Origin of the sequence: Caballeronia sp. GACF4 (genome assembly GCF_023631025.1) — a bacterium.
In the GTDB taxonomy this organism is placed as follows: Bacteria; Pseudomonadota; Gammaproteobacteria; order Burkholderiales; family Burkholderiaceae; genus Caballeronia.
In genome coordinates, this window is record NZ_JALQDW010000037.1 from 1 (window position 1) to 26,352 (window position 26,352).

Annotated in this window: 23 protein-coding genes and 2 pseudogenes; 8 read left to right on the forward strand and 17 right to left on the reverse strand. The window is 60.7% G+C overall.

Annotated features, from left to right (window positions below):
- The 3 genes and pseudogenes from NCR40_RS28775 to NCR40_RS28785 form a co-directional block, all read left to right on the forward strand.
- A pseudogene (locus tag NCR40_RS28775) lies at positions 1-277 on the forward strand (hypothetical protein); the annotation flags it as partial.
- Entirely contained in the window at positions 277-1,311 is a 1,035-nt protein-coding gene (locus NCR40_RS28780; protein ID WP_250511467.1) for a DUF4852 domain-containing protein, read from the forward strand. The pseudogene NCR40_RS28775 and the gene NCR40_RS28780, both read left to right, overlap by 1 nt.
- 86 nt (positions 1,312-1,397) lie before the next feature.
- A complete protein-coding gene (locus tag NCR40_RS28785; protein ID WP_250511468.1) occupies positions 1,398-2,108 on the forward strand; it encodes a hypothetical protein in 711 nt (236 codons plus the stop codon).
- Positions 2,109-2,284: 176 nt separating this feature from the next.
- Here the strand turns inward: NCR40_RS28785 and NCR40_RS28790 are convergent.
- The 4 genes and pseudogenes from NCR40_RS28790 to NCR40_RS28810 form a co-directional block, all read right to left on the reverse strand.
- Positions 2,285-2,577 (reverse strand): annotated as a pseudogene (locus NCR40_RS28790) (transposase); the annotation flags it as partial.
- A 1,057-nt stretch (positions 2,578-3,634) separates the two neighbouring features.
- A complete protein-coding gene (locus NCR40_RS28800) occupies positions 3,635-3,877 on the reverse strand; it encodes a type 1 periplasmic-binding domain-containing protein (RefSeq protein ID WP_250511469.1) in 243 nt (80 codons plus the stop codon).
- Positions 3,878-3,994: 117 nt separating this feature from the next.
- A complete protein-coding gene (locus tag NCR40_RS28805; RefSeq protein WP_250511470.1) occupies positions 3,995-4,279 on the reverse strand; it encodes a type 1 periplasmic-binding domain-containing protein in 285 nt (94 codons plus the stop codon).
- Positions 4,280-4,382: 103 nt separating this feature from the next.
- Positions 4,383-6,056, reverse strand: coding sequence for an electron transfer flavoprotein-ubiquinone oxidoreductase (locus tag NCR40_RS28810; protein ID WP_250511471.1), 1,674 nt, complete (start codon positions 6,054-6,056; stop codon positions 4,383-4,385).
- A 156-nt stretch (positions 6,057-6,212) separates the two neighbouring features.
- Here NCR40_RS28810 and NCR40_RS28815 point away from each other — a divergent pair, with 156 nt between their 5' ends.
- Positions 6,213-7,205, forward strand: coding sequence for a LysR family transcriptional regulator (locus NCR40_RS28815; protein WP_250511472.1), 993 nt, complete (start codon positions 6,213-6,215; stop codon positions 7,203-7,205).
- On the opposite strand, the gene NCR40_RS28820 is transcribed toward NCR40_RS28815, so the two are convergent.
- From NCR40_RS28820 to NCR40_RS28830, 3 genes are read right to left on the reverse strand one after another with little or no spacing between them, the layout of a single operon-like run.
- Positions 7,178-8,767, reverse strand: a complete 1,590-nt coding sequence (locus NCR40_RS28820) for an AMP-binding protein (RefSeq protein ID WP_250511473.1) — start codon at positions 8,765-8,767, stop codon at positions 7,178-7,180. The two genes, NCR40_RS28815 and NCR40_RS28820, sit on opposite strands and share 28 nt — an antisense overlap.
- The gene (locus NCR40_RS28825; protein WP_250511474.1) at positions 8,755-9,807 is read right to left on the reverse strand and encodes a hypothetical protein; all 1,053 of its coding nucleotides are present in this window, start codon (positions 9,805-9,807) and stop codon (positions 8,755-8,757) included. Before NCR40_RS28825 ends, NCR40_RS28820 begins: the two co-directional genes overlap by 13 nt.
- Positions 9,808-9,839: 32 nt before the next feature.
- Positions 9,840-10,916 (reverse strand): ABC transporter substrate-binding protein, encoded by a 1,077-nt coding sequence (locus NCR40_RS28830; protein ID WP_250511475.1) that lies wholly within the window; start codon positions 10,914-10,916, stop codon positions 9,840-9,842.
- Positions 10,917-11,220: 304 nt separating this feature from the next.
- On the opposite strand from NCR40_RS28830, the gene NCR40_RS28835 reads away from it, so the two are divergent.
- From NCR40_RS28835 to NCR40_RS28850, 4 genes are read left to right on the forward strand one after another with little or no spacing between them, the layout of a single operon-like run.
- Entirely contained in the window at positions 11,221-12,408 is a 1,188-nt protein-coding gene (locus tag NCR40_RS28835; RefSeq protein ID WP_250511476.1) for an NAD(P)/FAD-dependent oxidoreductase, read from the forward strand.
- Positions 12,409-12,424: 16 nt separating this feature from the next.
- Positions 12,425-12,955, forward strand: a complete 531-nt coding sequence (locus tag NCR40_RS28840; protein WP_250511477.1) for a HutD/Ves family protein — start codon at positions 12,425-12,427, stop codon at positions 12,953-12,955.
- 22 nt (positions 12,956-12,977) lie between these two features.
- Positions 12,978-13,727, forward strand: coding sequence for an electron transfer flavoprotein subunit beta/FixA family protein (locus NCR40_RS28845; protein ID WP_250511478.1), 750 nt, complete (start codon positions 12,978-12,980; stop codon positions 13,725-13,727).
- Positions 13,728-14,657: an electron transfer flavoprotein subunit alpha/FixB family protein gene (locus NCR40_RS28850; RefSeq protein WP_250511479.1), complete on the forward strand. Its 930-nt coding sequence runs from the start codon at positions 13,728-13,730 to the stop codon at positions 14,655-14,657.
- Between the two features lie 117 nt (positions 14,658-14,774).
- Here NCR40_RS28850 and hutG read toward each other — a convergent pair whose 3' ends face one another.
- From hutG to NCR40_RS28900, 10 genes are all read right to left on the reverse strand, one after another.
- Positions 14,775-15,572, reverse strand: coding sequence for an N-formylglutamate deformylase (gene hutG, locus NCR40_RS28855; protein WP_250511480.1), 798 nt, complete (start codon positions 15,570-15,572; stop codon positions 14,775-14,777).
- Positions 15,569-16,750, reverse strand: coding sequence for an alpha-hydroxy acid oxidase (locus NCR40_RS28860; protein ID WP_250511481.1), 1,182 nt, complete (start codon positions 16,748-16,750; stop codon positions 15,569-15,571). The genes hutG and NCR40_RS28860 overlap by 4 nt, the downstream gene beginning before the upstream one ends.
- On the reverse strand, positions 16,747-18,183 hold the full coding sequence (locus NCR40_RS28865; RefSeq protein ID WP_250511482.1) for an FAD-binding oxidoreductase: 1,437 nt from the start codon (positions 18,181-18,183) through the stop codon (positions 16,747-16,749). Before NCR40_RS28865 ends, NCR40_RS28860 begins: the two co-directional genes overlap by 4 nt.
- A gap of 5 nt (positions 18,184-18,188) precedes the next feature.
- A complete protein-coding gene (locus NCR40_RS28870; protein ID WP_250511483.1) occupies positions 18,189-19,262 on the reverse strand; it encodes an ABC transporter ATP-binding protein in 1,074 nt (357 codons plus the stop codon).
- 102 nt (positions 19,263-19,364) lie between these two features.
- A complete protein-coding gene (locus tag NCR40_RS28875) occupies positions 19,365-20,216 on the reverse strand; it encodes an ABC transporter permease (RefSeq protein ID WP_250511484.1) in 852 nt (283 codons plus the stop codon).
- Positions 20,213-21,049, reverse strand: a complete 837-nt coding sequence (locus NCR40_RS28880) for an ABC transporter permease (RefSeq protein WP_250511485.1) — start codon at positions 21,047-21,049, stop codon at positions 20,213-20,215. Before NCR40_RS28880 ends, NCR40_RS28875 begins: the two co-directional genes overlap by 4 nt.
- A gap of 71 nt (positions 21,050-21,120) precedes the next feature.
- Complete coding sequence (locus tag NCR40_RS28885) at positions 21,121-22,191, reverse strand: ABC transporter substrate-binding protein (RefSeq protein ID WP_250511486.1); 1,071 nt, start codon at positions 22,189-22,191, stop codon at positions 21,121-21,123.
- A 14-nt stretch (positions 22,192-22,205) separates the two neighbouring features.
- Positions 22,206-23,114: a 4-hydroxy-tetrahydrodipicolinate synthase gene (gene dapA, locus NCR40_RS28890; protein WP_250511487.1), complete on the reverse strand. Its 909-nt coding sequence runs from the start codon at positions 23,112-23,114 to the stop codon at positions 22,206-22,208.
- Between the two features lie 439 nt (positions 23,115-23,553).
- On the reverse strand, positions 23,554-25,161 hold the full coding sequence (pruA, locus tag NCR40_RS28895; RefSeq protein ID WP_250511488.1) for an L-glutamate gamma-semialdehyde dehydrogenase: 1,608 nt from the start codon (positions 25,159-25,161) through the stop codon (positions 23,554-23,556).
- A 153-nt stretch (positions 25,162-25,314) separates the two neighbouring features.
- A complete protein-coding gene (locus NCR40_RS28900; protein ID WP_250511489.1) occupies positions 25,315-26,316 on the reverse strand; it encodes a LysR family transcriptional regulator in 1,002 nt (333 codons plus the stop codon).
- Positions 26,317-26,352: the final 36 nt, after the last annotated feature.

The window sequence follows — 26,352 nt, forward strand, 5'->3', positions numbered from 1 at the left end:
CCCCCCCCCCCGCCGCCGCGCTTTTGTGGTTGCTTTTGCGGCGGTGCGCTCGGGTGGGTTTTTTTTTGCGGGGGGGGGGGGGGGCCGGGCGGGGGGGGGGGGGGCCGGCCCGCCCCCCCCCCCCCCCGGCCGCTCGCGCGAGACTGATTGGTATGCGCCCAGCGTCGGCCGCATCGTCAAGCAACGGTTGGAGGACTACCCGAACAACAAGAACGCCGCGCCCACATCCATCCGCTACGAGCTCATTCGCCACTCGCCGCCGCGCGAAAGCGCCTAGTGAGCGTTCCATCGCACGCCCATAAAAACACCAACGCCATGAAAAACCGAATCCACCCGCTCGCCGCGAGCGCGCTTGCCGCGCTCGCGCTGCTCCCCGCGTGCTCCAAGAACGCCGCGGACGCCGCCGGCGGCGCCTCGCCGAGCGCGCAAGCGGCTCAGATGCCGAGCTCCACCGGCTGGAACGACGAGGCTGGCCAGGCCGCTATCGCCGCTGACAAGGCGACCAAGAACACTTACGTGTGCGTGTTCATTTATCCCGACATCGGCCAGCCTCAAACCAACGTCCTCGCCGAGGACAGGGCCCGGCTGGGCATGAAGAAAGTGTCCATCAATCAAGAGTCGGTGTCCGCGAGCAGCGCGGAGCAGGCTCACGCGATCATGCTCGAAGCGACCAATCACTCCCTGCAAATCGGACCGTGCACGGCCGATTTATCTGCGGCGTCGATCGACAAGACGCGGCCCTTGTCGAGCTACACAGTGCTTCAAAGCGGCCTGCAAGTCGCCCTGCTGTATTACGGGCTCGGCCATGCGGCGCTGCCGACGACGGATCTCGCAGGCGAGTTCAACGCCGACTACCGCGCAACCGCGGACTCCTTCAAGCGGCAAGACATCGCCAAGACGTTGCAGGAGAAGTATCAAGGCGAGCAGCAGGCGGAAATGGCTTCGCCCTATTTCGTCGTGAAAGCGAACGCGTCGCTGGGCCACTACAACGCCGACACCCGTTCTTTCCCGATTCTCGGGCTGGGGATGGACGGCAACTCGCGGTTGAGCCTTCTGGATTCGGGCTCTTACGGCGTGGTGCTGCGCGGCGAGCCCAGGTTTCAGTCCGTCGCGCCGGACGGCGACGACAACGCGCGCGCGCTCGAAGCGAAGGTCGTGGCCTCCGGTGGCCCAAGCCTGCCATTGAACGTGGACGTCTACTTCAAAGCGGCCGACACGGTGTCTTACGCCGCACGCAAAGACGTCGTCGCCAAGGTGGTCGCGGTCCATGTGGCCGACGCCAATGACGCCCTGATCGTCGACCTTCATTGATTCCAGTCTTCGCTCAAGCTTCCCATCGCAGGTAAGCCATCGCAAGGATCGGCGACGCCGCCCCAAAAGCATTAGACAGGAAATTTATGTTCCGGAACACCGTCTTTTATGTGCCCCATGATAGGAACTCAACGCATCATTCAGGCGCGGCATTAGTACTACGTCTGCTGGCGACGACGATCGGAAGTGCTCTGCTGTTCGGTTGCGCCAATTTAAGCAGTGGCCTGACGAGCACAATTAATCAAGGTCTGACGTCAATGAAAAGCATGTCTTCGCCCAATGCTGGCACCTTCGATTCGTCAGGCCTGCGGGGTATCTTTACGACGCAAACGGGCTCCTCGCAATGGCCGCGAGTCGCATTGACCATCGAATCCACACCGACCGACGCGTCCCAAGACATAATCAGATGGTGGACGGGCCGAGAATATGCAGTGCCAGCAAACTATTGCATCCAAGTGTCCGCCGTCGTCTGGACTTCTTCCCGAGAATCGCGTCAGATCAAGCAGGTGCCGTTCTGCGGCTCGGACATCCCGAGTGGGCAACCTGGGGCGGGAAATTTGAAGATTTTGGAATGGGGGAACGCAACACGGCGCGACACGGCAAATACGGGGTTCAACCGCACCATCGGTCCCCTGCCGCCGGTACACCCCATGCCGCCACATGGCATCCTTCTTAGTGGCAATCTGACTCGCGCCGGCTTCATGTTCGACCACCTTGTGATGAGTATGGGTCTGGATCTAGCGTTGGATCCCACCCATGAGCAACGTCTTTGGTTGATTAGTACACCTTTAAATTAGGTCATACATGAATTTGGCACGCTACTTACTAACCTGTTTAAGCGTCAGTAAGTGACGCACATTCGATGGACTACCCCTGGTCCGGCTTCGGATGAAACTTTCATCAAACGGCACGATTGTACTCCTACGTTATGACTGATATATCCCTCTATAGAAAATTACCGTGAAAGGCCAGTTCAAAAAGCGCGCTCCGTGCGGCTGAAGATGTTCCAGCAGACGAGTGCGCAGGCTAGCTTTAGGAATGCTTCGTGAATGTCAGCGCGGCGTTCAAAGCGAGTGCGGAGGCGACGGAAACCATGGGAGCCAAGAATGAGTATGTTCGACGACCCAACGAAATTTGCCGAGGGCCGCTGCCGTGTTCTGTTTGACGCCTGGCGATAACCGGTTGGATGCCGCGCTCGCGAAGCCGGCGGCGATGCGGGTCAGAATCGTAACCACGGTCGGCGTAGATGATCTTGGGGACAAGCGGCGCGGACAATCGCGGTCGTTCTTGCGGCAAAGCTGGTGGCGGCGGTGAGTCTATTCGATTTTCAGGAGACAGCTGAGCGAAGAATAGAGTCCGAGCTAACAAGGCCTTGTCAGGCGATGTCGACCAAAATGATTCTCTCGTCCCATTCTTGCGACGAGAAACAGAACATAAATGCCATACCGAACAGATAGATCGCGTACGTGCATCGTGGGTCGCCATCACCGAACTATTTACTAACTTGAAAAGGCCCTGCTAATGAACAGAGTAAGATTCGGAACTACACGAATGGAGTCGTGATCTATACTGGTACGTGTATTGAAGTTTCACGGGAATGGCCGCTGTTGGCCAAAGTGCTGTCTCTTAAATCGCAAAGGCGACAACGGCTGAAGAGGGTCGGGAGTGAGCGTTCAAGCGTGCCCCGCGATAATCTCCATCTCACATTTGGAGACTTGCAATCTAAAGCCGACGGATCCGGAAAGCTAGATCAACGTCGATTCTATTAGGACTACATATGAAAATGCGATAGATTGATTTATGTCAATTACGGCATATTAATGCCGCCACCACCGGCAGCATCGAAGCCGCCCCATCAACTCGCCCGCGTTTCGCCAAACGCCGCGAACCGCTCTGCAAACGCCTCATGCCAACTCACAAGCGCCGGACGCTCAGTCCGCCGCTCCCCTCGAACCGCACATCGAGATATCCGAGCGCAGCGCCAGCGCGACCTCACCGATATGTGGCATCGCGCCAGCCAATCGCGGCGGCGTTCGCGTAAACGCCTCCAGCGCAAGGAGGCGCGCAACGTGGCGCCATGACACGGAGGCGTTACCATGATCATTGCGGCGCCTACGTCCTGGGTGCGACTTGACCGTGCAGCGTAGACTGCGATTTCGCGCATTCCTTGGTTAAGAGGACTTGCTCGGAAGTGTGGGGGAAAATTTCGAGAGGGAAACGCGCAGGCGCGCGCTCACCGTCAAATATCAATAGTTGCCCAACGAAGGCGGATAAATGCGCTTCACCGCTTCCTGCACGTCCGGATGGTCGATTGTGTCTTTGTTTACGAGCACTTCCGTAAAAGACAAGACTTGAGTGGTCGGCTTTGGTTGAGCGCACTAAAGACTTGCGTCGTTGTATCAATGCCCTGACCCATTGCGCCTTGCACGAATGCACCCTGAATCGTGCCGTCTCTTACCGGTTTGATCGTCGTTGGACTGCCATCTGCGGCGACGACGGCAACCTTACCGACGAGCCCACGAGTCTGCAACGCCTTGGCCGCACCGATGCCCGCGTTATCGAGCATGCCGTAAATCGCCCTTACGTCAGGATGGGCCGTGAGAATGTCGTTGGCTCGGTAACGGATTCATTGATCGACAAATCGTGTGCTTCGAGGATCTGCACGAGATCGCAGCCATCGGCCTTAAACGACTCGCGCACCACGCAGGTACTTCTGCGCGTTCTCTCGATCCTGAGGAAGCGAAAGCATTGCAACCTTATTACTGCCGCGATCCTTCGCCAGTTTGCAGACATAGCTCGCTTGGAACTTGCCCGTATCGCAGTTGTTGGCTGTCACCGCAGACGTATAGTCGGTTTCGCCGGTTTGAGGCCCGATTCCTGTGAACGCGACGGAAATGGACTTCGATTTCAGAAGCCTGAGCACCGGCGGCGTGCTGCCGAAACTGACAGGCCACATAACGATGGCCATAGCGTCTCGCCGGCCGGCCGATCCGCGTTGTGGCGATCAAGCGGCGTGGCTGCACATTCAAAAGCAAGGTCGAGGCGACTCCAACGAACTCCGCCGGTTTCATTTACATATTCGGATAGTTCGGTCCGCCGCCACCTTCAGGTGTTACCCACACGATATTCTGCGTCGGGTCCTTGATATCGCACGTCTTGCAATGTACGCAATTCTGCGCATTGATGACCAGTGCCGCAGCACCGCCTTCCACTTCGCGATATTCATAGACGCCCGCCGGACAGAAGCGCGCCTCAGGGCCATCGTACTTGCCGAGATTGATGCTGACCGGCACCGTCACATCCTTCAGCGTCAGGTGGGCCGGCTGGTTCTCCGCGTGATTCGTGTTGGACAGATATACCGACGACAATCGATCGAACGTGAGCTTTCCATCCGGCTTCGTATACGTGATCTTTTTGCATTGCGACGCGGGTTTCAGCGTTTCATGATCGGCATGTTTATGTCGCAGCGTCCAGGGCACTCGTCCGCCGAGCAGCTTTTGCTCGAAGCCGACCATGAAGGTGCCTTTGTACAGGCCCTTGCTCATCCACTGCTTGAAATTGCGCGCGCGATATAGCTCGTCTTTAAGCCAGGATCGGTCGAATGCTTCGGGATACTCGACGAGCGCATCGTTCTGCCGCCCCTCGGCAATGGCATCGAACGCGGCTTGCGCCGCCATCATTCCTGTTGTAATCGCCGCATGGCTGCCTTTGATGCGCGATGCATTTAGAAAGCCCGCTTCGCATCCAATCAGCGCGCCACCGGGAAAGACCAGCTTCGGCAGGGATTGAAGGCCACCTGCTGTGATCGCGCGTGCGCCGTAGGAAACACGCTTGCCGCCTTCCAGAAACTTGCGAATCTCAGGGTGCGTCTTGTAGCGCTGAAACTCTTCGAACGGCGACAGATAAGGATTCGAATAACCCAGCCCGACGACGAACCCGACCACGACCTGATTGTTATCGAGGTGGTAGAGAAACGAGCCGCCGTAGGTATCGCTGTCGAGCGGCCAGCCTGCCGTGTGGATGACAAGGCCAGGCTTGTGCATCGACGGGTCGATTTCCCACAACTCCTTGATGCCGATCGCGTGCGTTTGCGGATCGACGCCATCGCGCAGATGGAAGCGCTCCTGCAACTGCCGGCCAAGATGACCGCGTGAGCCTTCCGCGAAAAAGGTGTACTTCGCCTGCAATTCCATGCCGAGCTGGAATTCACCAGTCGGCTGCCCGTCCTTGCCGATTCCCATGTTGCCCGTCGCCACGCCGCGCACTTCGCCGCGCTCGCCATACAGCACTTCCGCCGCTGCAAAGCCCGCGAATATTTCGACACCGAGCGCTTCGGCCTGCTCCGCCATCCATCGCGCAACGTTGCCGAGACTCACGACATAGTTACCGTAATTCTTGAAGTTTTCCGGCAAGAGCCAGTTCGGCACCTGTCGCGCGCGGTCTTCCGACAAGAATAGAAAGCGATCCTCGGTAACCTCAACATCGAGCGGTGCGCCGCGTTCGTGCCAGTCGGAGAGTAACTCCGTCAGCGCGCGTGGGTCCATGACCGCGCCGGACATTGTATGCGCGCCGACTTCCGAGCCCTTTTCCAGCACGCATACGCTCAGTTCGCGACGCTGTTCGTTTGCCAGTTGCTTCAGCCGGATCGCGGCGGCAAGGCCAGCAGGACCGGCTCCGACGATGACGACATCGTATTCCATGGCATCGCGAGGACCGTACTGTTCGACGAGAGTCTGTGTATTCATTTCGCTTGGGTGAATTCAATCGGGGTTGCAAGCATCGTATGAGATCGAATAAGGAAAGCTCGCGACATAAGCCCTTCTTATGCTGCATTCAATCGATGCTTGCATTCCGCCTGGCGATTATTCGCGCGCGCAAGATGCAGGCTGACAGGAGGAACCATGCGAACCTTGATCAACTGCGTCGACTTGCGCGCGCTTCACGCATTCGTCACCGTCTGCGAGACCAGGTCGATGACGAAAGCCGCGCGCGTGCTCGGCGTCACTCAAAGCGCCGTCAGCCAGTTGATTGCTTCGCTCGAACGCGAGCAAGGTGTGTCGCTGTTCGATCGCGACTTCCGTCCTGTACGCCCCAACGCGGCTGGCCGCATTCTCTTCGAACAAGCGGGCGGGCTGCTGGAGCATGCGCAGACGGTCACGCACAAGGTGCGCTCCGCTGCGCGCACGGGTGTCGCGAATCTGCGTATCGGCTGCGTGGATTCTTTTGCGGCAAGCGTCGGGCCGCATCTCGTCGCGCGGCTCGCGGAGCGCGCGCAGGAGTTGTCGATGTGGTCCGGCCTTACGCCGATTCTCAGCGAACAACTCGTCAACCGCGAACTCGATCTCGCGATCTGCACCGAAGCCACGCTCGACCCGAGCCGCGTGGCGCTGCGTCCGCTTTTTTCCGAGCCGTTCGTCGCGGTCGTGCCGAAGTCGTGGCATGAAACGCATCGTGACCAGGCGTTTTATCAGGTACTGCGCGACTTGCCCTTGCTGCGTTACACGGGCCGCTCGGTCATCGGACAGCAGGTGGAGCGTTTCGTGACCCACATGAACTACTACGCGCCGAGGCGCTACGAATTTGACGATACCGATCCGCTCCTGAGTCTCGTCGCTTCGGGCTTTGGCTGCGCGATCACGACGCCCATGTGTCTGTGGCAATCGCGGGTGCATCTTGCCGATATCGCCGTCGTGCCGTTACGACTCACGCAACTTGGTTATCGCCACTTCTTCATTTTGACGCGACGCGCCGAATGGCCGGATATCGCGGAAGCGGTCGCGCACGAATCCGCCTCGATCGTGCGCGAGGTCATCGGCCCAAGCCTCGCCGCCGCGCTACCGGGCCTGCCCATCAAAACGTTCGATTCCTACACCACCGGTCTTGAATGTGCCTGACGGGCGGTGGCATCCCAGCAATCGTCGATTCGCGTGGACAACCCTTGCTTCTGGATGCGTTGCGTCGGCGTCTTGGGAAACTCGCCCACCAACTCGATGAAACGCGGCACCTGAAACCGGGCCATCCGCTCCTCGCACCATGCGATGAATTCGTCGTTCACGAACGCCGGCGCATCCGGCTTGAGTTTGAGGAAGATTTTGAGGTCTTCGTCATCGAACTCGTTCTTAACGCCAATGAGCGCGCTCTCCTCTACATACGGATGTCCATTTACGACGTTCTCGACTTCCCACGCCGAGATGTTTTCGCCTCGCCGCCGCAGACTGTCTTTCTTGCGGCCGAGAAAGTAGAAGTATCCGTCTGCATCTTCGCGCGCGAGATCGCCCGTATAGAGCCAGCCGTCGCGAATCGCTTCGGCGCTCTTGTCCGGGTTGCGGAAGTAGCCGGCGGTAATCGTGCCGCTCTCGCGTTCCGTCACGCGCAGTTCGCCGATCTCGCCCACAGACACCGGCGCACCGTCATCGCCGACGACCTGCACGTCGAAATAGTCGACCGCACGGCCGATCGACCCGATGCGCCCTTCCGTGTTGATGACGCTGAAGCTCGATGTTTCCGTCATCCCGTAACCTTCGCGCACCGGAATCCCGAAGCGTTCCTCAAACGCCTTCCACACGTCGACGGGCGCACCGCCGCCCCACGCGATCTTCACCGTGTGATTGCGATCCGAATTCGCAGGCGGTTGCTTCAGAAGCAGTTGCAATACACCGCCCACGAAGTGCAGATGCGTCGCGTCGTAACGCGCCACCTCGCCCCAGAATCCCGATGCGGAAAAACGCGGCACGAAGGCGAGCGTGATGGGCTGCATCAACGCCATCACGAGCACTTCGCTGCCGAAGACGTGATAGATCGGGTCCCAGAAATGCAGCACGCTGCCCGGCGTGATCGAGCCGACCCACGATGAACCGAGCGCCGCCGCGCGATACATCCGGTCGCTCATCTGGACGCCCTTGGCAGGCCCGGTCGTGCCAGACGTGTAGAGGATTCCGCGCAAGTCGGCGTCGTTTGCCTCAAAGGATGGTGCGCCCGCATCGGCATGCGCGGCAAGCGTCTCGAACCCATGCCTGCTGGCCGGAAAGGACTGCATGCTTTCACGCCATATCGCGGTCTCGTGATCGACTATCGGCGCGAGCACTGCCGCGTAACACGCATCCGCGACGATGACAGCCGGCTCCGAATGGTGCAGCACATGTTCGAGTGCAGCCCCTTTCAGATGCACGTTCACCGGCACCTGCACCGCGCCCAGCTTGCACAGCGCGAAGAAGGTGAGCGCGTGATCGACGTGATGCGCCAGCATCACGGCCACACGCATGCCCGCACCGATGCCGATCTGCGCGAAGCCGTTCGCCAACCGATTCACTCGCACGTCCAGATCGGCATAAGTCAGCGATTCGTCGCCAGACCGGCAGAAAACGTGAGTGGGATTATCGCGGGCGCATTCACGCAGCAGTCGCGGAATGTTGTCGCTCGCCAAGAAATGTGAAGTCGTCGCCATCACCAGAGCCATGTGTGCGTGTCCGTCAAGGTCCATCGTTCCACGCCGGTCGACGCATCGAAACGGCGCTCGATTCGCACATGCCCGTTCAACGTTCTCACACTCATGTCGAAGAACGCAAAGGCCGCATCACGCATGCTTTCCGATTGCGCGAACGGAAAGGGCTCGAAGGTTTCGAACGTGACTTCCGCCGTGTCCGGGCCGGTCTTGCGCGACTGTGGACTGTTCTTGAACGACCCGAGAATGGTGGCGAACATCTGCGCCAGCGCGGCGGGATCGTTGCCTTCGGTTTTCGTCAGAGCCTTGAGCGCCGGCGTGAATTGCACAGCGAGCAGTTTCATCGCGCAGGACAGCATGTAGCACGCCGTGTTCATGCCGAACTGGGCGACCACGGTTTCGATCACATGCTTGACGTAATCCGACGCGTAGTTCGCGCAGCCCTTCAGTACGCGCGCTTCGGGCCACAATTGCGGATCAAGTTGCGGCGCCTTGGCCGGATCGAACTCGGGCGTATGTTCGACGTGCTCGACTCGAAAGCGCTCCTCGGGACGCAGATCATGGTCGTATTCCATGAAATAGCCTTCGTCGTACTGATGCCCTTCCGCGACGAACTTCGTCGCCACCCAGCCGAGGCGCGGGCAACCCAGCAATTCGCCGTTACGCGGATGCCAGGTCGACAGAATCGTGCGCCGGACCGACGTCGGCACGGCAAGCGCCGAAATACCCGGGAACGTGCCCCACGGCGGCATGTAGCGAATCCATACTTTCTTCGGCGACTCTTCCATGTACTGCAGACTCAGCCCACCGATGGTGTTGCTGAAGTAGTGATACTTGGCCGCCGTGACAGCCGGCGCGTCACCGCGAATGCCGAGTTTGTCGAGTGCTTCGACGAATCGTTGCGACTGTTCTGCCGCCATCAGCGAACGCCACACGTTGTTGAGCGCGGCTTCGCCTTTCTCACGCAGCACGATGGCGGTCAGGCCTGACACGACCGGCCACGCGAACGCGCCGGAAAGATCTACGCGATGCCGCAGCGCTTCGATGTTTTCCATACGTCGAATTCCTTCTGTTGTGGTTCCGCAAATCATGAGAGGGTCCATTCCTTGAAGCGGCGCGTGATCTCGTCAAAGTTCTTCGCCCACCACGCGTCGTCCATCAGCACGCTGTTTTCGGCCTGGAGATTGGGAATCCATTTGCGGCTTTCCGCGCTCATGAGACCGAGTGCGCGCTTGCTGCTCGGCGTGTTGCCGATCTGTTCCATGAATGCAGCCTGTCGGTCCGGACGCGCGGCGAACGCCAGGAATTTCATCGCGGCCACCTTGTTCGGCGCATTCTTCACGACGGCGAGATACTCGAAGCCGTTCACGTTCTGATCGAACGAGAAATCGACCGACTGTCCGCCTGCTTTCGCAGGTTTCACGCGCGAGGCATAGGTGTAGCTGAATTCCGTCTCGCCTGTTTGCAGCAACGTGAGCGTCTGCGGCGTCTGATCGATCCACTTGACCACGTTCGGCTTGATCCGTTCGAGCACCTTGAAGGCGCGATCGACATCGAGCGGATAGAGTTGTCGGGGCGGCACGCCGTCCGCGAGCAGCGCGGCTTCGAACGTTTCGCTCGGTCGATTGCGGAAGGTGCGTCCGCCGGGAAACGCCTTGACGTCGAAATATTCTTTGAAGTTGCGGGGATGCTTGCCGTTCGGCGTCTTCTTCGGATCCCACGCGATGCCGCCGACAAACACGTACCAGGGCAGCAGATTGTTCTTAATGTCGATGATCAGATCGCTGCGGTCGAACATCGCCAGATCGAGCGGCTCCCAGAGCCCCGCGTTCGCGCCCGCGACACCGAGCGCGTTGGGCGCATCGAATACGTCCCACTGCACGTTATTGGTCTGCACCTGGGCGCGCAGCTTCGCCATATCCGGTGTATCGACGATAGTGACCGCGATGCCCGTTTCGTTCGTGAAAGGTTTGACGACCGTTTCTTCGATCGCCTGACGGTACGCGCCGCCCCACGTCACGAAAGTCAGTTGCTTGTCGCCCGCATACGCGCGCCCGGAATTAAGCAGCAGTGGCGAAGCGGCGCTTGCCACTGCAATGCCCGACAACGCGGAAACGAACTTCCTCCGCCCTTTGAAATCGACTGAACCGCGAAACTTCGACATAACCGGCCTTCCTGCATACAGGTTGAGAACCGTCGCCGGCAGTGCTTTCCTGTCGGGCGCGACTTAGGCTTTGCATCGCAAGCCGTTCGCACAGACTAAGCATGCAAAAAGCCGGGCCGAGACTGCTGCAGCAAAGCTTATCTTTTGAATAAGGATCATTGATTGTGATCGCGGGTCTTCCCGAAGTCGGGACGGTCATTCTTACCCTTGCTTTTGCTAAAGATCGATTCTGCTTATATTTTCATGCGCCGATTTTGATCGCCCCACACTGAGTCCATCCCAAGTGCCATGAAGGATTAAAACCGTGGAAAGATATGACGTTGTAGTGATTGGCGCCGGCGTGATCGGCAGTTCGGTCGCCTTTCAACTCGCGAAACTCGGCGCGAAGAAGGTGCTCGTGCTCGATCGTGGAACGATCGGCGCCGGGACGACATCGCAGTCCTCCGGCATTCTGCGCACGCATTACTCTGTCAAGGAGAACGTCGAGCTCGCACGCAAATCGTGGGACGTGTTCAACAATTTCGCGTCGTATCTAGGCGATGACGAAGCATCGTGCGGCCTCGTCAAGAGCGGCTACATGATCGTCGCCGCCGAAGGCGACAAGCTGGAACCGCTGCGCGTATCGCTCGAACAGCAGAAAGAGCAAGGCATTCCGCTCGAACTGCTCGATGCGGAGCAGGCGCACGAACTTCTGCCGATCGCGCGTTTCGACGATGCCGCGCTCATCGGCTACGAGCCGGAAGCGGGTTTCGCGGATGCGTATCTCGTCGCGACCAGCTTCGCGCGCGCCGCGCGCCGCGGCGGTGTGACGATCCGCGAAAATGCGTCGGTCAACCGCATTCTGTTCGAAGGCAACCGCGTGGTCGGCGTGTCGACGAGCATCGGCGATTTCAGCGCGGGCATGGTCATCAGCACGCAGAATATCTGGACGCCGGAACTCGCAGGCTGGACCGGACAAAATCTCCCTGTCCTGCCTGAGCGCCATGCCGTGCTCGCGCTCGAATGCGAAGCGGCGAAATATACGTTCTCGATGCCCGTCTTCAAGGATCTGGCTTCGCCGGGCATGCTCTATTACCGCAGCTACGGTGGCAGCCAGATGCTGGTGAGCGAAGGCATCGTGGGCGAGAAGCTGAACACGGCGGAAACCGAGCAGGGCGACATTCCGATGGATTATGTCGTCGAAGTCGGCGCGCAAGTCGCGGAGCGTTTCCCCGAGTACGAGACGGCGGGCATCGCGTCGTCGTGGACGGGCGTGTATGACGTCACGCCCGACTGGAACCCGGTGCTCGGAAAGTTGCCGGGCATCAAAGGGCTGGTCGTCGGCTATGGCTTCTCGGGCCATGGCTTCAAGCTGTCGCCGACGGTCGGGCGCGTGCTTGCGCAGGAAGCGCTCGGAATGCCCACCGACGTCGCACTCAAGCCTTATTCCATCGAACGCTTCGCCACCGGCGAATTGCTGACGGGTAAATATGGACTCGGCGCGGTTTCCTGATCCTGCGGCCACCGCCATGCGCGTGATGAAGATCGACGAGATCGCCGCCGAACCGTGGAAGAACGGAGGCGGCACCACACGAACCATCGCGGCGCGCAATGGCGACTGGCGCGTGAGCATCGCGGAAGTCGGACGCGACGGACCGTATTCGCGCTTCGACGGCATCGCGCGTATTTCGTGTGTGTTGCGTGGCGCGGGCGCCATGTTGCGTCATGGCGATGACGTCGTCGCGCTGAAACCCTACCACCCGACTTGCTATGACGGCGCGATTGCATGGCAAGCCGCACTGATCGGCGGACCGGTGAGCGCGCTCAATGTAATGACACGTATCGGCCAATACCGTGCGCGCGTCTGTGCGATCGAAGCGAAAACCGTTGCGCAAGCCGGTTGCGTCGTGGCGCTCGATGCGCCGTGCCGCATCGGAAATCATGACGTACTCGATGCAGGTCATGCGCTCGTCATCGATCGTCTCGAACAGGCAATCGAAATCGCCCCGCTCTCGGACACGTACTCGCCGCCCGTGCTCGTGACGATCGAATCCATCTGAATCTCTCAGGAAGAATCAAGCGATGAAAGTTTTAACCGCAGTGAAACGCGTGGTCGATTACAACGTCAAGGTGCGCGTCAAGTCCGATGGCAGCGGTGTGGATATCGGCAACGTGAAGATGTCGATGAACCCGTTCGACGAGATCGCCACGGAAGCCGCCGTGCGCCTGAAGGAAGCAGGTTTGGCGAACGAAGTCGTCGCGGTGTCGTGCGGGCTCGCGCAAAGCCAGGAGACGTTGCGCACGGCGCTTGCCATCGGCGCGGATCGCGGCGTGCTCGTGCAGACCGATGCGGAACTGCAACCGCTCGCCGTCGCCAAGCTGCTCAAGGCGGTGATCGAGCGCGAGCAACCGCAGCTCGTGATCCTCGGCAAACAGGCTATCGACGACGACGCCGGACAGACCGGCCAGTTGCTCGCGGCGCTACTCGACTGGCCGCAGGCGACCTTTGCGAGCAACATCGAAATCGCGGATGGCGAAGCCACCGTCACGCGCGAAGTGGATGGCGGTCTGGAAGTGATCTTGCTGCGTCTGCCCGCAATCGTAACCACCGACCTGCGCCTCAACGAGCCGCGCTACGTGACGCTGCCCAACATCATGAAGGCGAAGAAGAAGCCGATCGATACGCTGAGCCCCGCCGAACTTGGCGTGGACCCCGCACCGCGCCTCAAGACCCTGAAAGTGGTCGAGCCGCCGGTGCGCAAAGCAGGCGTGATCGTGCCCGACGTCGCGACGCTCGTCGAGAAACTCAAATCCGAAGCGAAGGTGATCTGAATGACGACTCTGGTAATTGCCGAACACGATAACGCGCAACTCAAGGCCGCGACGCTGCACACCGTTTCCGCCGCGCTGAAACTGGCGAACAGCGTGGATGTGCTGGTCGCGGGCAGCGGCGCACGCGCCGCTGCGGATGCCGCGAGCAAGGCGGCGGGCGTGAACAAGGTCGTGCTGATCGATGCGCCCCATCTCGCCGATGGACTCGCGGAAAATGTCGCCGCGCAGGTCCTCGCGCTGGCGAAGGACTACACGCATATTCTGTTCGCGGCCACGGCAGCGGGCAAGAACATCGCGCCTCGCGTGGCGGCCAAGCTCGATGCATCGCAGATTTCCGATGTCATCGCAATCGACTCCGGCGACACGTTCCAGCGCCCGATCTATGCGGGCAACGCCATCGCCACCGTGCAATCGTCGGATGCCGTGAAGGTCGCGACGATCCGCATCACCGCATTCGATGCCGCGAAAGCCGAAGGCGGAAATGCGTCCGTCGATGAAGTCCCCGCCGTCGCGGACACAGGCTTGTCGCGCTTTGTGCGTCGTGAAATCGCGAAGAGCGACCGGCCGGACCTGACGGCTGCGCGCGTCGTCGTGTCGGGTGGACGCGGTCTGGGAAGCGCGGAGAATTTCGCGCTGCTCGCACCGCTCGCCGAAAAACTGGGCGCGGCAATCGGCGCATCGCGTGCGGCCGTGGATTCCGGCTTCGCGCCGAACGACTTGCAGGTGGGTCAGACCGGGAAGATCGTCGCGCCTGAACTGTATGTGGCGGTCGGCATCTCGGGCGCGATCCAGCATCTGGCCGGCATGAAGGATTCGAAGGTGATCGTGGCCGTCAACAAGGATGCAGATGCACCGATCTTCGGCGTCGCAGACTACGGGATCGTCGGTGATCTGTTCGAGGTCGTTCCGGAACTCGCGAAGAGCGTTTGAGGTTGCGTGCTGTCGTCGTTCGCGATGGCAGCGCTTAGTTTCCACTTAGTTTCGCGCAATGAAAAGCGGGGTGCATCTAGTGGACGCACCCCGCTTCTCTCATTCACGCCCTGAACGCTACAGACCGCGAACCGCCTCGAATGCCGCCATCACCATGCCTTCGACGACCGGCTGCACTTTCGACGCGCGATCTTCGCGATAGCCGAACGGCGCTGCCTCATCCATATACGTCGACTGGCACATTTCGAGTTGCACGGCATGCACGCCGCGCTCCGGTTGCCCATATGCGCGCGTGATATAGCCGCCCTTGAAACGCCCGTTGGCGATCCAGGTGAACGGCTGATCGCCGAGCGTCGCGGTGATCGCATCGAGCACCGATGCATCGCAACTCGCGCCCGAGTTCGTACCGATGTTCAGATCCGGCAGTTTGCCCTCGAACAGACGCGGCAAGACGCTTGCGATCGAATGCGCTTCCCACAGCAATACCTTGCCGAAGCGCGCCGTTAGCCGTTCCAGTTCGGCGTGCAACTGCGCGTGGTACGGCTGCCAATAAACGCCGAGCCGCCGCTGGACTTCCACACTATCCGGTCCCGAACCGTTGCGATACAACGGATCGCCCCGAAACGTCTCCAGCGGACACAGGCCGGTCGTCGTCTGTCCGGGATAGAGACTCTCGCCGCTCGCCGGACGATTCAGATCGATGGCGTAGCGGGAATAACGCGCGCCCAGCACCGATGCGCCCGCGCGCGCCGCGAAATCGTAAAGGCGGTCGAGATGCCAGTCAGTGTCGGCCACCTCGGTCGATGCGTCCGTCAATTGCTCGCGGATATCCGCAGGTATCTCCGTACCCAGATGAGGAATGGAAAGCAGCAACGGAATGCTGCCCTGCTGGAAATGAAATGCTTCACTGCTCACGACTCAGTCTCCCTGATGATCGGCGCGCGCGAATCGGTCCATTCGCCGCGCGCGAGATAACCCGCATCGAGTGCCTCGATGTCTGTGCAACCGACGAGGCTCATGCAGATCTCAAGCTCGCGCCGCAACATCGACAGCACGTCCGATGCCCCTTCAAAACCCGCCGCCGCGAGTCCGTACAACGGCGCACGGCCCAGCAGCACGCCTTCCGCGCCGAGTGCGACGGCTTTCGCGATATCGCTGCCGCGCCTCACGCCGCCGTCGACGATCACGTGGGCATGGGCTGGCGCGAGCGCCGCGACTTCGGCGAGAATCTCTATCGCACTTGGCGCGCCATCGAGCTGACGTCCGCCGTGATTGGACAGCACGACGCCATCGACTTCGTGCGCGAACGCGATGCGCGCGTCGGATGCGGTCTGAATGCCCTTGATGAAAATCTTGCCCGGCCAGTGCCGGCGAAGCCATGCGACATCGCGCCATTGCAGCGCGGTTTCCATCTGCCTGTTCATTGCAGCGGCCTGCTCTTCGATGCCGCCTTCGAGCCGCGCGCTCTCCGCCAGATTGACGAGTTGCGGCACGCCACGAATGCCGACCTCCGCCGTCCAGCGCGGATAAATCGCGATATCGCACAGCAGGCGAGGCGTCCATTTCAGTGGCAGCGTGAAGCCGGTGCGCGCGTAGTGATCGCGCTGACCGGTGACGGGCGTATCGACGGTGAGCAGCAGCGTCGAGAAGCCGCAGGCCTTTGCGCGCGCCATCATGTCCTCGGCAATCGCGCGATTGCGCTGCACGTAGAGTTGCAGCCAGAGATCGCCGTCGGTGGCGCCGCGCACGTCTTCCATCAGACTTGTCGATGCCGTGGACAGCGCGAACGGCAGACCCGCCGCGTGCGCGGCCTGGGCGAGCGTCTCTTCCGCGCGCCACCAGTAAATGCCGTTGAGTCCGGTCGGACCGACCACCGCAGGCCACGCGGCCGGCCGTCCGCCGAGCGTGGTGCGGGTCGAGACATTCGTCACATCGACCATCACGCGCGGTGCGAAGGTAATGCCCGAAAACGCCGCGCGATTGCGGCGCATCGTCACTTCGTCTTCTGCGCCGCCTTCGAGATAGCGAAACGCGAATTCCGGCAATCGTCGTCGCGCGGCGTCGCGATAATCGGCAACGCTCGCGTGAATCATGCCGAGGCGCCAGGCACGACACGGCCCGGATTCATGGTGTCGCGCGGGTCGAAGATCGCCTTTATCTGCCGCATCATGTCGATCTCGGTCGCGTCCTTGTAGACAGACATCTCAGGCACATGCAACGCGCCGATGCCATGCTCCGCGCTGAACGTGCCGCCCATGTCCGCTGCGATGTCATAGAGCAGATGACTGAGCTTGAGTTGAACGCCGCTCTTGTCTTCGACTGCGCGCCAGTATTCATGCGTGAACATGGCGATGTAATGCAGATTGCCGTCGCCCATGTGTCCCACGATCACCGGCACGGCCTGCGGGTAGTGTTCCGCGAGCGCCGCCCCTGCACGTTCGACGAAATCGGGAATGCGATACGTCGGCACGGCGATATCGTGCGTGAGTCCCATGCCTTCCGCGCCGTTCGCTTCCGTGACGTGATGCCGAATGCGCCACAGATCCGCGCGCTGCTGCTCGTTTGAAGCGATGACCGCATCGGTGATGAGCGCATCTTCGAACGAGGGCTGCAAGGAATCGGTCAGGCGGTCTGCGAGCGCTTCGCTTCCGCCGGTCGCCGCGGCGAGTTCGACGAGCACCATCCACTTCGGCGTCTTCGCGAAGGGATTGCGCATGTTCGTACCGTGCCGCAATGAAATGTCGAACTCGCTTTGCGATATGAGTTCGAGGCCGACCAGTTCTCCGGGAAACGCGGCCTGCAGCTTGAGACCTTCGCTGACGGCGGCTTCGACGGTATCCAGACCGAGCATGGCGGTGGCCATCGCGCGCGGCTTCGGAAAGAGCTTCAGACTCGCGCGCGTGATGATGCCGAGCGTGCCTTCCGCGCCGACGAACAGGTTTTTCAGGTCGTAGCCGCTGTTGTTCTTGCGCAGCGTGCGCAAGCCGTTCCACACGCGGCCATCGGGCAGGACCACTTCGAGTCCGAGGACCAGATCGCGCGTATTGCCGAAGCGCACGACGTTCGTGCCACCCGCGTTCGTCGCGAGATTGCCGCCGATCTGACACGAGCCTTCCGCGCCGAGCGTCAGCGGAAACAGACGATCCGCCGCGAATGCCGCGTCCTGAAGGTCGGCGAGAATACAGCCTGCTTCGACCGTCATCGAGTTATTGCGCGCATTCACCTCTTCGATACGGTTCATCTTCGCGAGATTCAGCATGATGCTGTTCCCGCTCTTGTCCGGCACCGATCCACCGCACACGCTCGTGTTGCCGCCTTGCGGAAACACCTTCACGCCGGCGCCATTGCACCACGCGAGAATCTTCGACACCTGTTCGACGCTGCGCGCAAAAACCACGCACGCGGCCACGCCGGTGTGACGCTTGCGCCAGTCGATCAGATGCGGCGCCATGTCGTTCGCGTCAGCCAGCACGTTCGCACGGCCGGCGAGTTCGACCATCGTTTCAATGATGCCTTCTTGATTCATCGTCTTCATTTCTTCAGTACGACGCTGTCGCGCGCGGACCAGCGCACGCTCAACACATCGCCGGGTGCGGCGCGCTCGGCGGCGCGCGAGGAAATGGTCTTGACGAGCAAGGCCGCGCCGGTGGACAGCTTCAACTCGAAGCGCGTCATGCCGCCGATGAAGGACGTCTGCCCGATCGTGCCGCGATACAGATTGCTGTTCGCCGCCGACGCGCCCTCGGTGTCGCTGTCGCCCAAAACCGAGATCTTCTCCGGACGCACCAGCACCTTGACCGCCGAACCCGTTGCGTGCCCTTCGGTGCTGCGCACCTGAAGCGTCGTTCCGTCCGTCAGACGAACCGCGTTATCCCCTTGCACGACACCTTCGAGAAGATTCGATTCACCGACGAAATCCGCGACGAATTCGCTCACTGGCTCGAAGTAGAGTTCGTCGGGCGTACCGAGTTGCGCGATGCGTCCGCCGTTCATCAGACACACGCGATCCGACAGGTTCAGCGCTTCTTCCTGATCGTGCGTGACATACACGAGCGTCGTTCCCAGATCGCGATGCAGCCGCTTGATCTCGCCTTGCAACTGATCGCGCAGCTTCTTGTCGAGCGCGCCGAGTGGCTCGTCCATCAGAATGACGGAAGGCGAATAGACGATGCATCGCGCGATACCCACGCGCTGCTGCTGACCACCCGACATCTCGCGCGGCTTGCGATTCTCATAACCCACGAGGCCCACGCGTTCGAGGGCATTCTTCACCCGCTGAGCAATCTCGCTCTTCGATATGCCGCGAATGCGCAGCGGAAACGCGACGTTGTCGAACACATTCAAATGCGGCAGCAACGCATAGTTCTGAAACACCATGCCGAGGCCGCGCGCGCGCGGGGGCACCGTCGATACATCCCGGCCGTCGAGCGCGATGTTGCCCGTGCTCGGCGCGACCGCGCCCGCGATGATGTTCAGAATCGTGCTCTTGCCCGAACCGCTCGGCCCGAGCAGGCTCAGGAACTCGCCCTTCTTCACGGCCAGTTCCGTCGGATGCAGCGCGACCGAGCCGCCGTAGCTCTTGCTGACGCCCTGAAACGCGATCATGTCTTCTTTCGTTCGTGTGCTCGAAGCCATGCTTTGGACACCATTCTCAACGGGGTTGACTGACTTCTGGACCAGTACATGTGACATTCCCTTTCTCCGACGTCAGTGTGACGACTCAGGCGCCGCAGGTTGCAAGAACGCGGACAGGCAGCAAAACACAAGCGATAACATGGTAAGCAGCGCCGACACCGCCGCGATGACCGGCGAGATGTCCCACTGAATGCTGCTGTACATGCGCACGGGCAACGTGGTGGTCGTCGGACTCGTGAGAAACCACGCGATCACGACTTCATCGAAGGACACGAGGAACGCGAACAGTGCGCCCGCCAGAATCGACGGCTTCAATTGCGGCAGCACCACTTTGAAGAACACGGTCCGGCGCTTCGCGCCCATGATCGTGGTCGCGAATTCGAGCGCCGGATCGAGTTTTTTCACGCCCGCCATCACGGTCATCATCATGAACGGTGTGACGTAGGCGACGTGACTCACGACGAGTCCAATGGTGGTGCCGACCATCTGCAGGCGCGACAGATACAGATACAGCCCAAGCGACATCACGATGACAGGCACGAGAATCGGGCTCATCAGCAAGAGCAGGACGAAGCGTTTGCCCGGAAAATCGAAACGCACCAGACCATACGATGCCGGCACGCCGATCAGGATCGACGTGACCATGGTGAAGCCCGCGACCTTGAGACTCTGCAGAATCGGGTCGACCCAGTTGCTCGATCCGAAGAGCTGCTGGTACAACTCGATCGTCCAGACGCGTGGAGGAAACGTCAGTTCACCCTGCCCGCCGAACGAAATCGGAATGACGATCAGCGTCGGCACGAGAATGAACGCATACACCGCGAACGCGATAACATTGCGCAAACGCGCATAACGCCGTTCTAGCCTGTCGACGACAACGCCCTGTTTCGCGGGCAGCGATGCCTGTGCGATTGTGGTACTCATGCCATCACCTTCGTGCTTGCGCTGCGTTTCTGAAAGCGGTCCGCGCCGAGCGCCGCGAGCGTTACGATGCCGAGCAGGATCACGCCGATGGCCGAAGCCATGTTCCAGTCCATCGTTTCCCGCGTGTAGAAGTCGACGAGATTCGACATCATCGCGTCCTTGCGGCCGCCGAGCAGCGCGGGAATCACGAAGAAGCCCATCGACATGACGGTCGTGCTGAGCACGGCTGCCGCGACGCCCGGCATCGACAAGGGCAAGGTAATCCGGAAGAAGATTCGCGGAGGCTTCGCACCCATGATCTCCGACGCGCGGTACAAGGACTTGTCGATGGCCAGCAAACTGGCGAGCACCGGAAAAACGATGAAGGGAATCAGGTAATTCGTCATGCCGACCATGACGCCAACGCGATTGAAGAGCATTGGAATCTGAACGCGCGTATGGAAGACAAAACTCAGCAGTTGATTGACGAGTCCGTCACGACCGAGCAGCACCGTGAACGCATAACTCTTCACGAGAATGCTGGTCCAGAAAGGCACGAGCACGAGCACCATGAACAAGGCGCGTTTTCTGGGCGTCTGCCTGGCAAGCTGCATAGCGATCGGATAACCCAGAAGCAGACTGCAAAGCGACGCCATGATGCTGATCTCGAACGTGGACCACAACGTACGCAGGAACAACTCGCTCGCGAACAGACGTCGATAAGCGGAAAACGAGAACCCGCCACTCACGGCCACGCTCGTATAAACCACATACGCGAGCGGGATGAAAACCACAAAAAACAGGAACACCGTCGCGGGTCCGACATATAGCAGACCGTCGTTTCGTCCTTTCATACTCGCCTCCTGCTCATCCGCTGCTGCCGCCCGCGCACGGAACGTCGATCACGCTCCATGCGCCGGCCCCTTTACGACAACGCCCATTCCTTGAAGCGCTGCGTCAGTTCTTCGTAGTGATCCGCCCACCACGCGTCGTTGCTGATGACGTTCATCTTGTTGTTCGGGTCCGATGTCCACTTGCGCACATCGGGGTTGAGCATCGGCAGCGCCTTCTTGCTCGCGGGCGTGTTGCCGAGATAATTCATCAATGCCGCCTGCCGGTCCGGGCGCATCGCGAACTGCACGAACTTCATCGCGTTGGCCTTGTTCGGTGCGTTCTTCAACACGACCAGATATTCGAGACCTGTCAACGTCTGCTTGAACGAGAAGTTGATGGGCTTGCCCGCTTCCTGCGCGGCCTTCACGCGCGTCGAGTACGTGTAGCTGAAATCGACCTGGCCGGTTTCGACGAGCGTCACGGTTTGCGGTGTCTGGTCAACCCACTTGCCGATATTCGGCTTGATGCGATCGAGCGCACGGAACGCGCGGTCCACATCGAGCGGATAGATCTTTTGAGGCGGCACGCCGTCGGCGAGCAGCGCGATTTCGAGCGTCTCGCTCGCGCGATTGCGCAGCGTGCGTTGACCCGGAAACTTCTTCACGTCGAAGTAATCGGCGAAAGTCTCGGGATGCTTGCCGTCCGGAAACTTGCTGTTGTCCCAGCAGATACCGCCCGTAAAGCCATAGAAGGGCACCGCGTCGCGCGTCAGCGGCGCGATGAGATCGCTCCTGTCGAAAAGCGACGGGTCGAGCGGCTCCCAGTAGCCGTTCTTCGAGCCCGTCATGGCCATCGGGCCAACCGCGTCGAACACGTCCCACTGCACGTTGTTCGTCATGACCTGCGCCTTGACCTTGGCGAGATCGGGCGTGTCGACGAGCGTCACATGAACGCCGAATTCCTTTTCGAAGGGCTTGGCCAGCGCTTCTTCGACGCCCTGATGATAGTTGCCGCCCCAACTTACGACCGTGAGGTTACTGGCGGCCATCGCCTTGCGTGAGGTGATGATCATCGGCGCGCCGATCGCGCCGGTGAGCAGGGTCGTGCCGGCAGCCTGCAGGAATCGCCGACGGGGAACGTGAATCTTCTTTTCCGATGCCATGTCGAGTCTCTATATCAAAGTGTGGTCTGCTCGGCGTCGCGAGCGACGAACGCGGGAATCAGGGTCGCGAGGCGCGTCTTCAACGCTTCGCTCGCGGACTTGAGCGGCGGCAGAACATCGCCGAAATCGAGGCCTTGCAACGTCAACGCGGCCTTGATCGGTGCCGGGTTCGGTTCGGAGAAGATCGCGTCGATGAGCGGGCGCAGCGTGGCATGCAGCGCCACGGCTTCGTCGAGCTTGCCGTTCATCGCGAGCGTCAGCACACGGGACCATTGCCTCGGCACCAGATTCGAGCTGCTGATGATGCCGCCCACCGCGCCCATCGCCACATGCAGAGGCAGCACATCTTCCTCGCCGCTCAGAATCGCCAGCTTGTCTTTCGCGAGTTCGGCCGCGCGCATCTGCTGCGCCAGATCGGGATTGCACGCCTTGATGCCGACGACGCGCGTCATGTCCGCAAGACGCGACACGGTTTCGAAGTGCAGCGACACGCCCGTGCGATACGGAATCTCGTACAGGATGATGTCCGCGTCGACGGCGTCGGAGAGCGCCTTGTAGTAATCGACGATGCCGTCCTGCGTGGGACGGAAGTAATACGGCGTCACGACCATCAATGCCTTCGCGCCCGCGCGCACGAATGCCTTCGCGTTGTCGATGGCGTCGCCTAAGCCCGGCGACAAAATGCCGGGAATCACCGGCACGCTGCCCGCCGCTTCGAGCGAGGTTTCCACCACGCGCAGACGTTCGGCGGCGGTCAACGCCGTGTACTCACCCGTGCCGCCCAGGGGCACCACGCCGTCGGTGCCCTGCGCCACGAGATTTCGAATGTGTTCGACGAGCGGGCCGCGACGGAAACGGCCTTCTCCGTCGAGAGGCGTCGGCACAGCGGTCAAAATTCCGGCGTAAGGGTGGCGCTTGCTCATTGATGTGTCTTCCGTGAAAAGTGTGTGCTGCCGAGTCGATGACTAGTACGTTAAGGAGCCAAAATTCAAGCCTCCGGGACCATCAGCGTACGTTTTCATTTTCATAAGTCGCCGTTATCCAAAGTGGCATTTCGACCGGAAACGAGGCGAACCGGACGCCCGTTTCGTCCCGACGCCAAGGGTCTACCCGAAGCGAACTGTCGAGCATCTCACGTCGAAAAGGCGAGCAAAAATGCGGGCGAGCGCCGCGCTGCGAGTCGGGGAAAGGCTTGAGCGCCGCGTGAAGGCGGCACGAGGTGATGGCGGACCACAGCGCCAGAGCCGTGGATGCGCCTTGTCTCCGATTTGCAGGCGCGTCATCGCGCTATTTTTTATTCTTCGAACCATCGCGGGCCGCGACGCGCGTGGCGTCATGGCGGCCCGTTTTCCTACCGAAACGTTAAGCGCCGAATGTCCAGTCGCGTTGCGGGAAATACGTTTCCTTCACGACGCGCGGCGATGCCCAGCGCAGCAGGTTCAGATACGAGCCCGCTTTGTCGTTGGTGCCGCTTGCGCGACCGCCGCCGAACGGCTGCTGACCGATCATCGCGCCGGTCGGCTTGTCGTTCAGATAGAGATTGCCAGCGGCGTTGACGAGCACATTTTCGGCGTGATGCAGCGCGAAGCGGTCCGTGCAGAAAATCGAGCCTGTCAGCGCATAAGGGCTGGTGGCATCGATCAGTTCGAGCGTCTCGTTCCACGCATTGTCTTCGTAGATGAACACGGACAACACCGGCCCGAAGAGTTCCTCCTTCAGCAGTGCGTGATGCGGATCGGACACTTCGAGCACGGTCGGCTCGACGAAATAACCCGGCTCGGACCACGTCTTGCCACCGGACACGATCTTGACCGCCGAGTCTTCCTTCGCCGCTGCCAGAACTCGCGAGAGCTTCTGATGCGATGCCTGCGAGATCACTGCGCCCATGAAGGTGTCGAGGTCGGCGACATCGCCGACTTTCAGCGTCGCGAGACGTGCGCTCAGTTCTTCGCTGATCGCGCCCCACAGACTGCGCGGGAGATACGCGCGCGATGCGGCGCTGCATTTCTGGCCTTGATATTCGAATGCACCGCGAATCAGCGCGATGGCGACTTCCGACGCGTTCGCCGACGGATGCGCAAGCACGAAGTCCTTGCCGCCCGTTTCGCCGACGAGGCGGGGAATGGTGCGGAAGGTATCGACTTTCGACGCCACGCCCTTCCAGAGCGACTGGAACACGGCCGAAGAACCGGTGAAGTGGATACCGGCGAGTTCCGGCGACGACATCGCGACGCGCGTGGTGAGTTCGGCTTCACCCGGCACGAAGTTGATGACACCCGGCGGCAAGCCCGCCTCTTCCATCGCTTCGAAGAAGATGTAATTGGCCAGCGCCGACTTCTCCGAAGGCTTCCACAGCACCGTGTTGCCCATGATCGCGGGCGCGGTCGTCAGATTGCCGCCGATGGCCGTGAAATTGAACGGCGACACGGCATACACGAAGCCTTCCAGCGGACGCCAGTCGGTACGGTTGACGGCGGTGGGAACCGACATCGGCTGCTCGGCGTAGACGCGCTGCGCATTGAACGCGTTGAAGCGCAGGAAGTCGATCAGCTCGCACGCCGAATCCGGCTCGGCCTGATCGATGGTCTTGCTCTGGCCGAGCATCGTGGCGGCGTTGATTTTCATGCGCGAGCGCGTGGCCACGATGTCCGCCGCCCGATGCAGGATCGTCGCGCGGCTCGCGTGCGACAGGCTGGCCCAGTCCTTCGCCACGGATCTGGAACTGGCGATGGCTTCCTTGATCTGCGCTTCGCTCGGGCGGTGAATGCGCGCGAGCAAACGTTGGTTGTCGTGCGGCGCGCGCACTTCCACTACATCGTTCGAGAAGTAGCGCTTGCCGCCGATGACCGTTGGGATTTCGACCACGTCGCGCGAATCGAGTGCGCACTTCAGGTCAGCCGCCGCCTGAGTGCCCTTGGCGAACGACAACTCCGGTTCGTTCTTTGGCAGAGGAAATTGGGGTCCTGACATCGCGTTTGCTCCCTGATGAATATGTTTGGATGACACCGGATGAAGCCGATGTTACTCATCACTGAGCGTAGCCGTCGAAAAACCTGCCTTCGCTTGTTTAACCCCAACTTATGCTTTGGATGCGCCGTCGTTATGGAAACGCGCGCACGCGAATCACGCTTCGTCCGGCGGGCAGACTTCTTCGAGCGGCAGGGACAACGCCTTCGCAATATCTCGCGATACCTGACGTTCGTAGGCGCGGCGCAGCAGATCGTGAAGATCGGCGGGAAGATTGCCGAGTTCGTTCTCGCGAAACGAGAGATAGAACGAGCGCGTCAGGTTTTGATAGGCACGCCCGTGCCGCGAGAACGACGACAGGGGAATGACGCGCACGTCCGCCACGTAATGCCGCGATTGCCACAGGCAGAGTGGCGTCGTTACGGCGAAACCGAGACCCGCCGCGACAAGACTGAGCATGGGATCGGTTGCGTCGAATTCGCAGGTGCGCTCGATGTTCTCAGCATTCGAGACGAGATAGGCGTCGATGTGTTGTCCGATCATCGAGCGCGCGCTATAGCGAATGAACTGGAGATGGCGGCTGAGATCGGTAAGGGTGGTGAAGCGATCGACTTCAAAACCCTTGGGCAGCACGACCACGTAAGGCTCGGAGAACAATTTCCTGCGGCGGATGCCGGGCGTCTGCGAAATCCCGGTCGTGGTCACGGCCATATCGAGCTGGCGCGCTTCGAGCTGGCCGTCGAGCGTTGGGGTGATGCCCGACCACAGGCGGATCTGATGCGAGGTGCCCGATAGCGCTTTGATGATAATCGGACCGATCGTCGCGGCGAACGAATCCACGCAACCGAGCCGGACGACGACGCGTTTCGCGCGTGTCACGTTGCGCACGCTTTCGATCATCTGATCGGCGCCTTGCAGCAGAACGGTTGCGTGTTCAAATAGTCGCTGACCCGCGGCCGTCGGACGCGCGGGCCGCGTGGCACGATCCAGCAGGGTGGTGTCGAGGATGGTCTCCAGCGCCTTGATCCGCTGCGAGACGCCGGCTTGCGAGATCGCCAGCCGGTTGGCCGCGTCTGAGATCGAGCCCGCTTCGATTACCGCGACCCAACTCGCAAGTAGGTCCCAGTCGGGGTACTGTTCAGGTGCGCTCTCTTTCATGTTCGGCAACGAAGTAAGAGCCGAATGTAGCACATG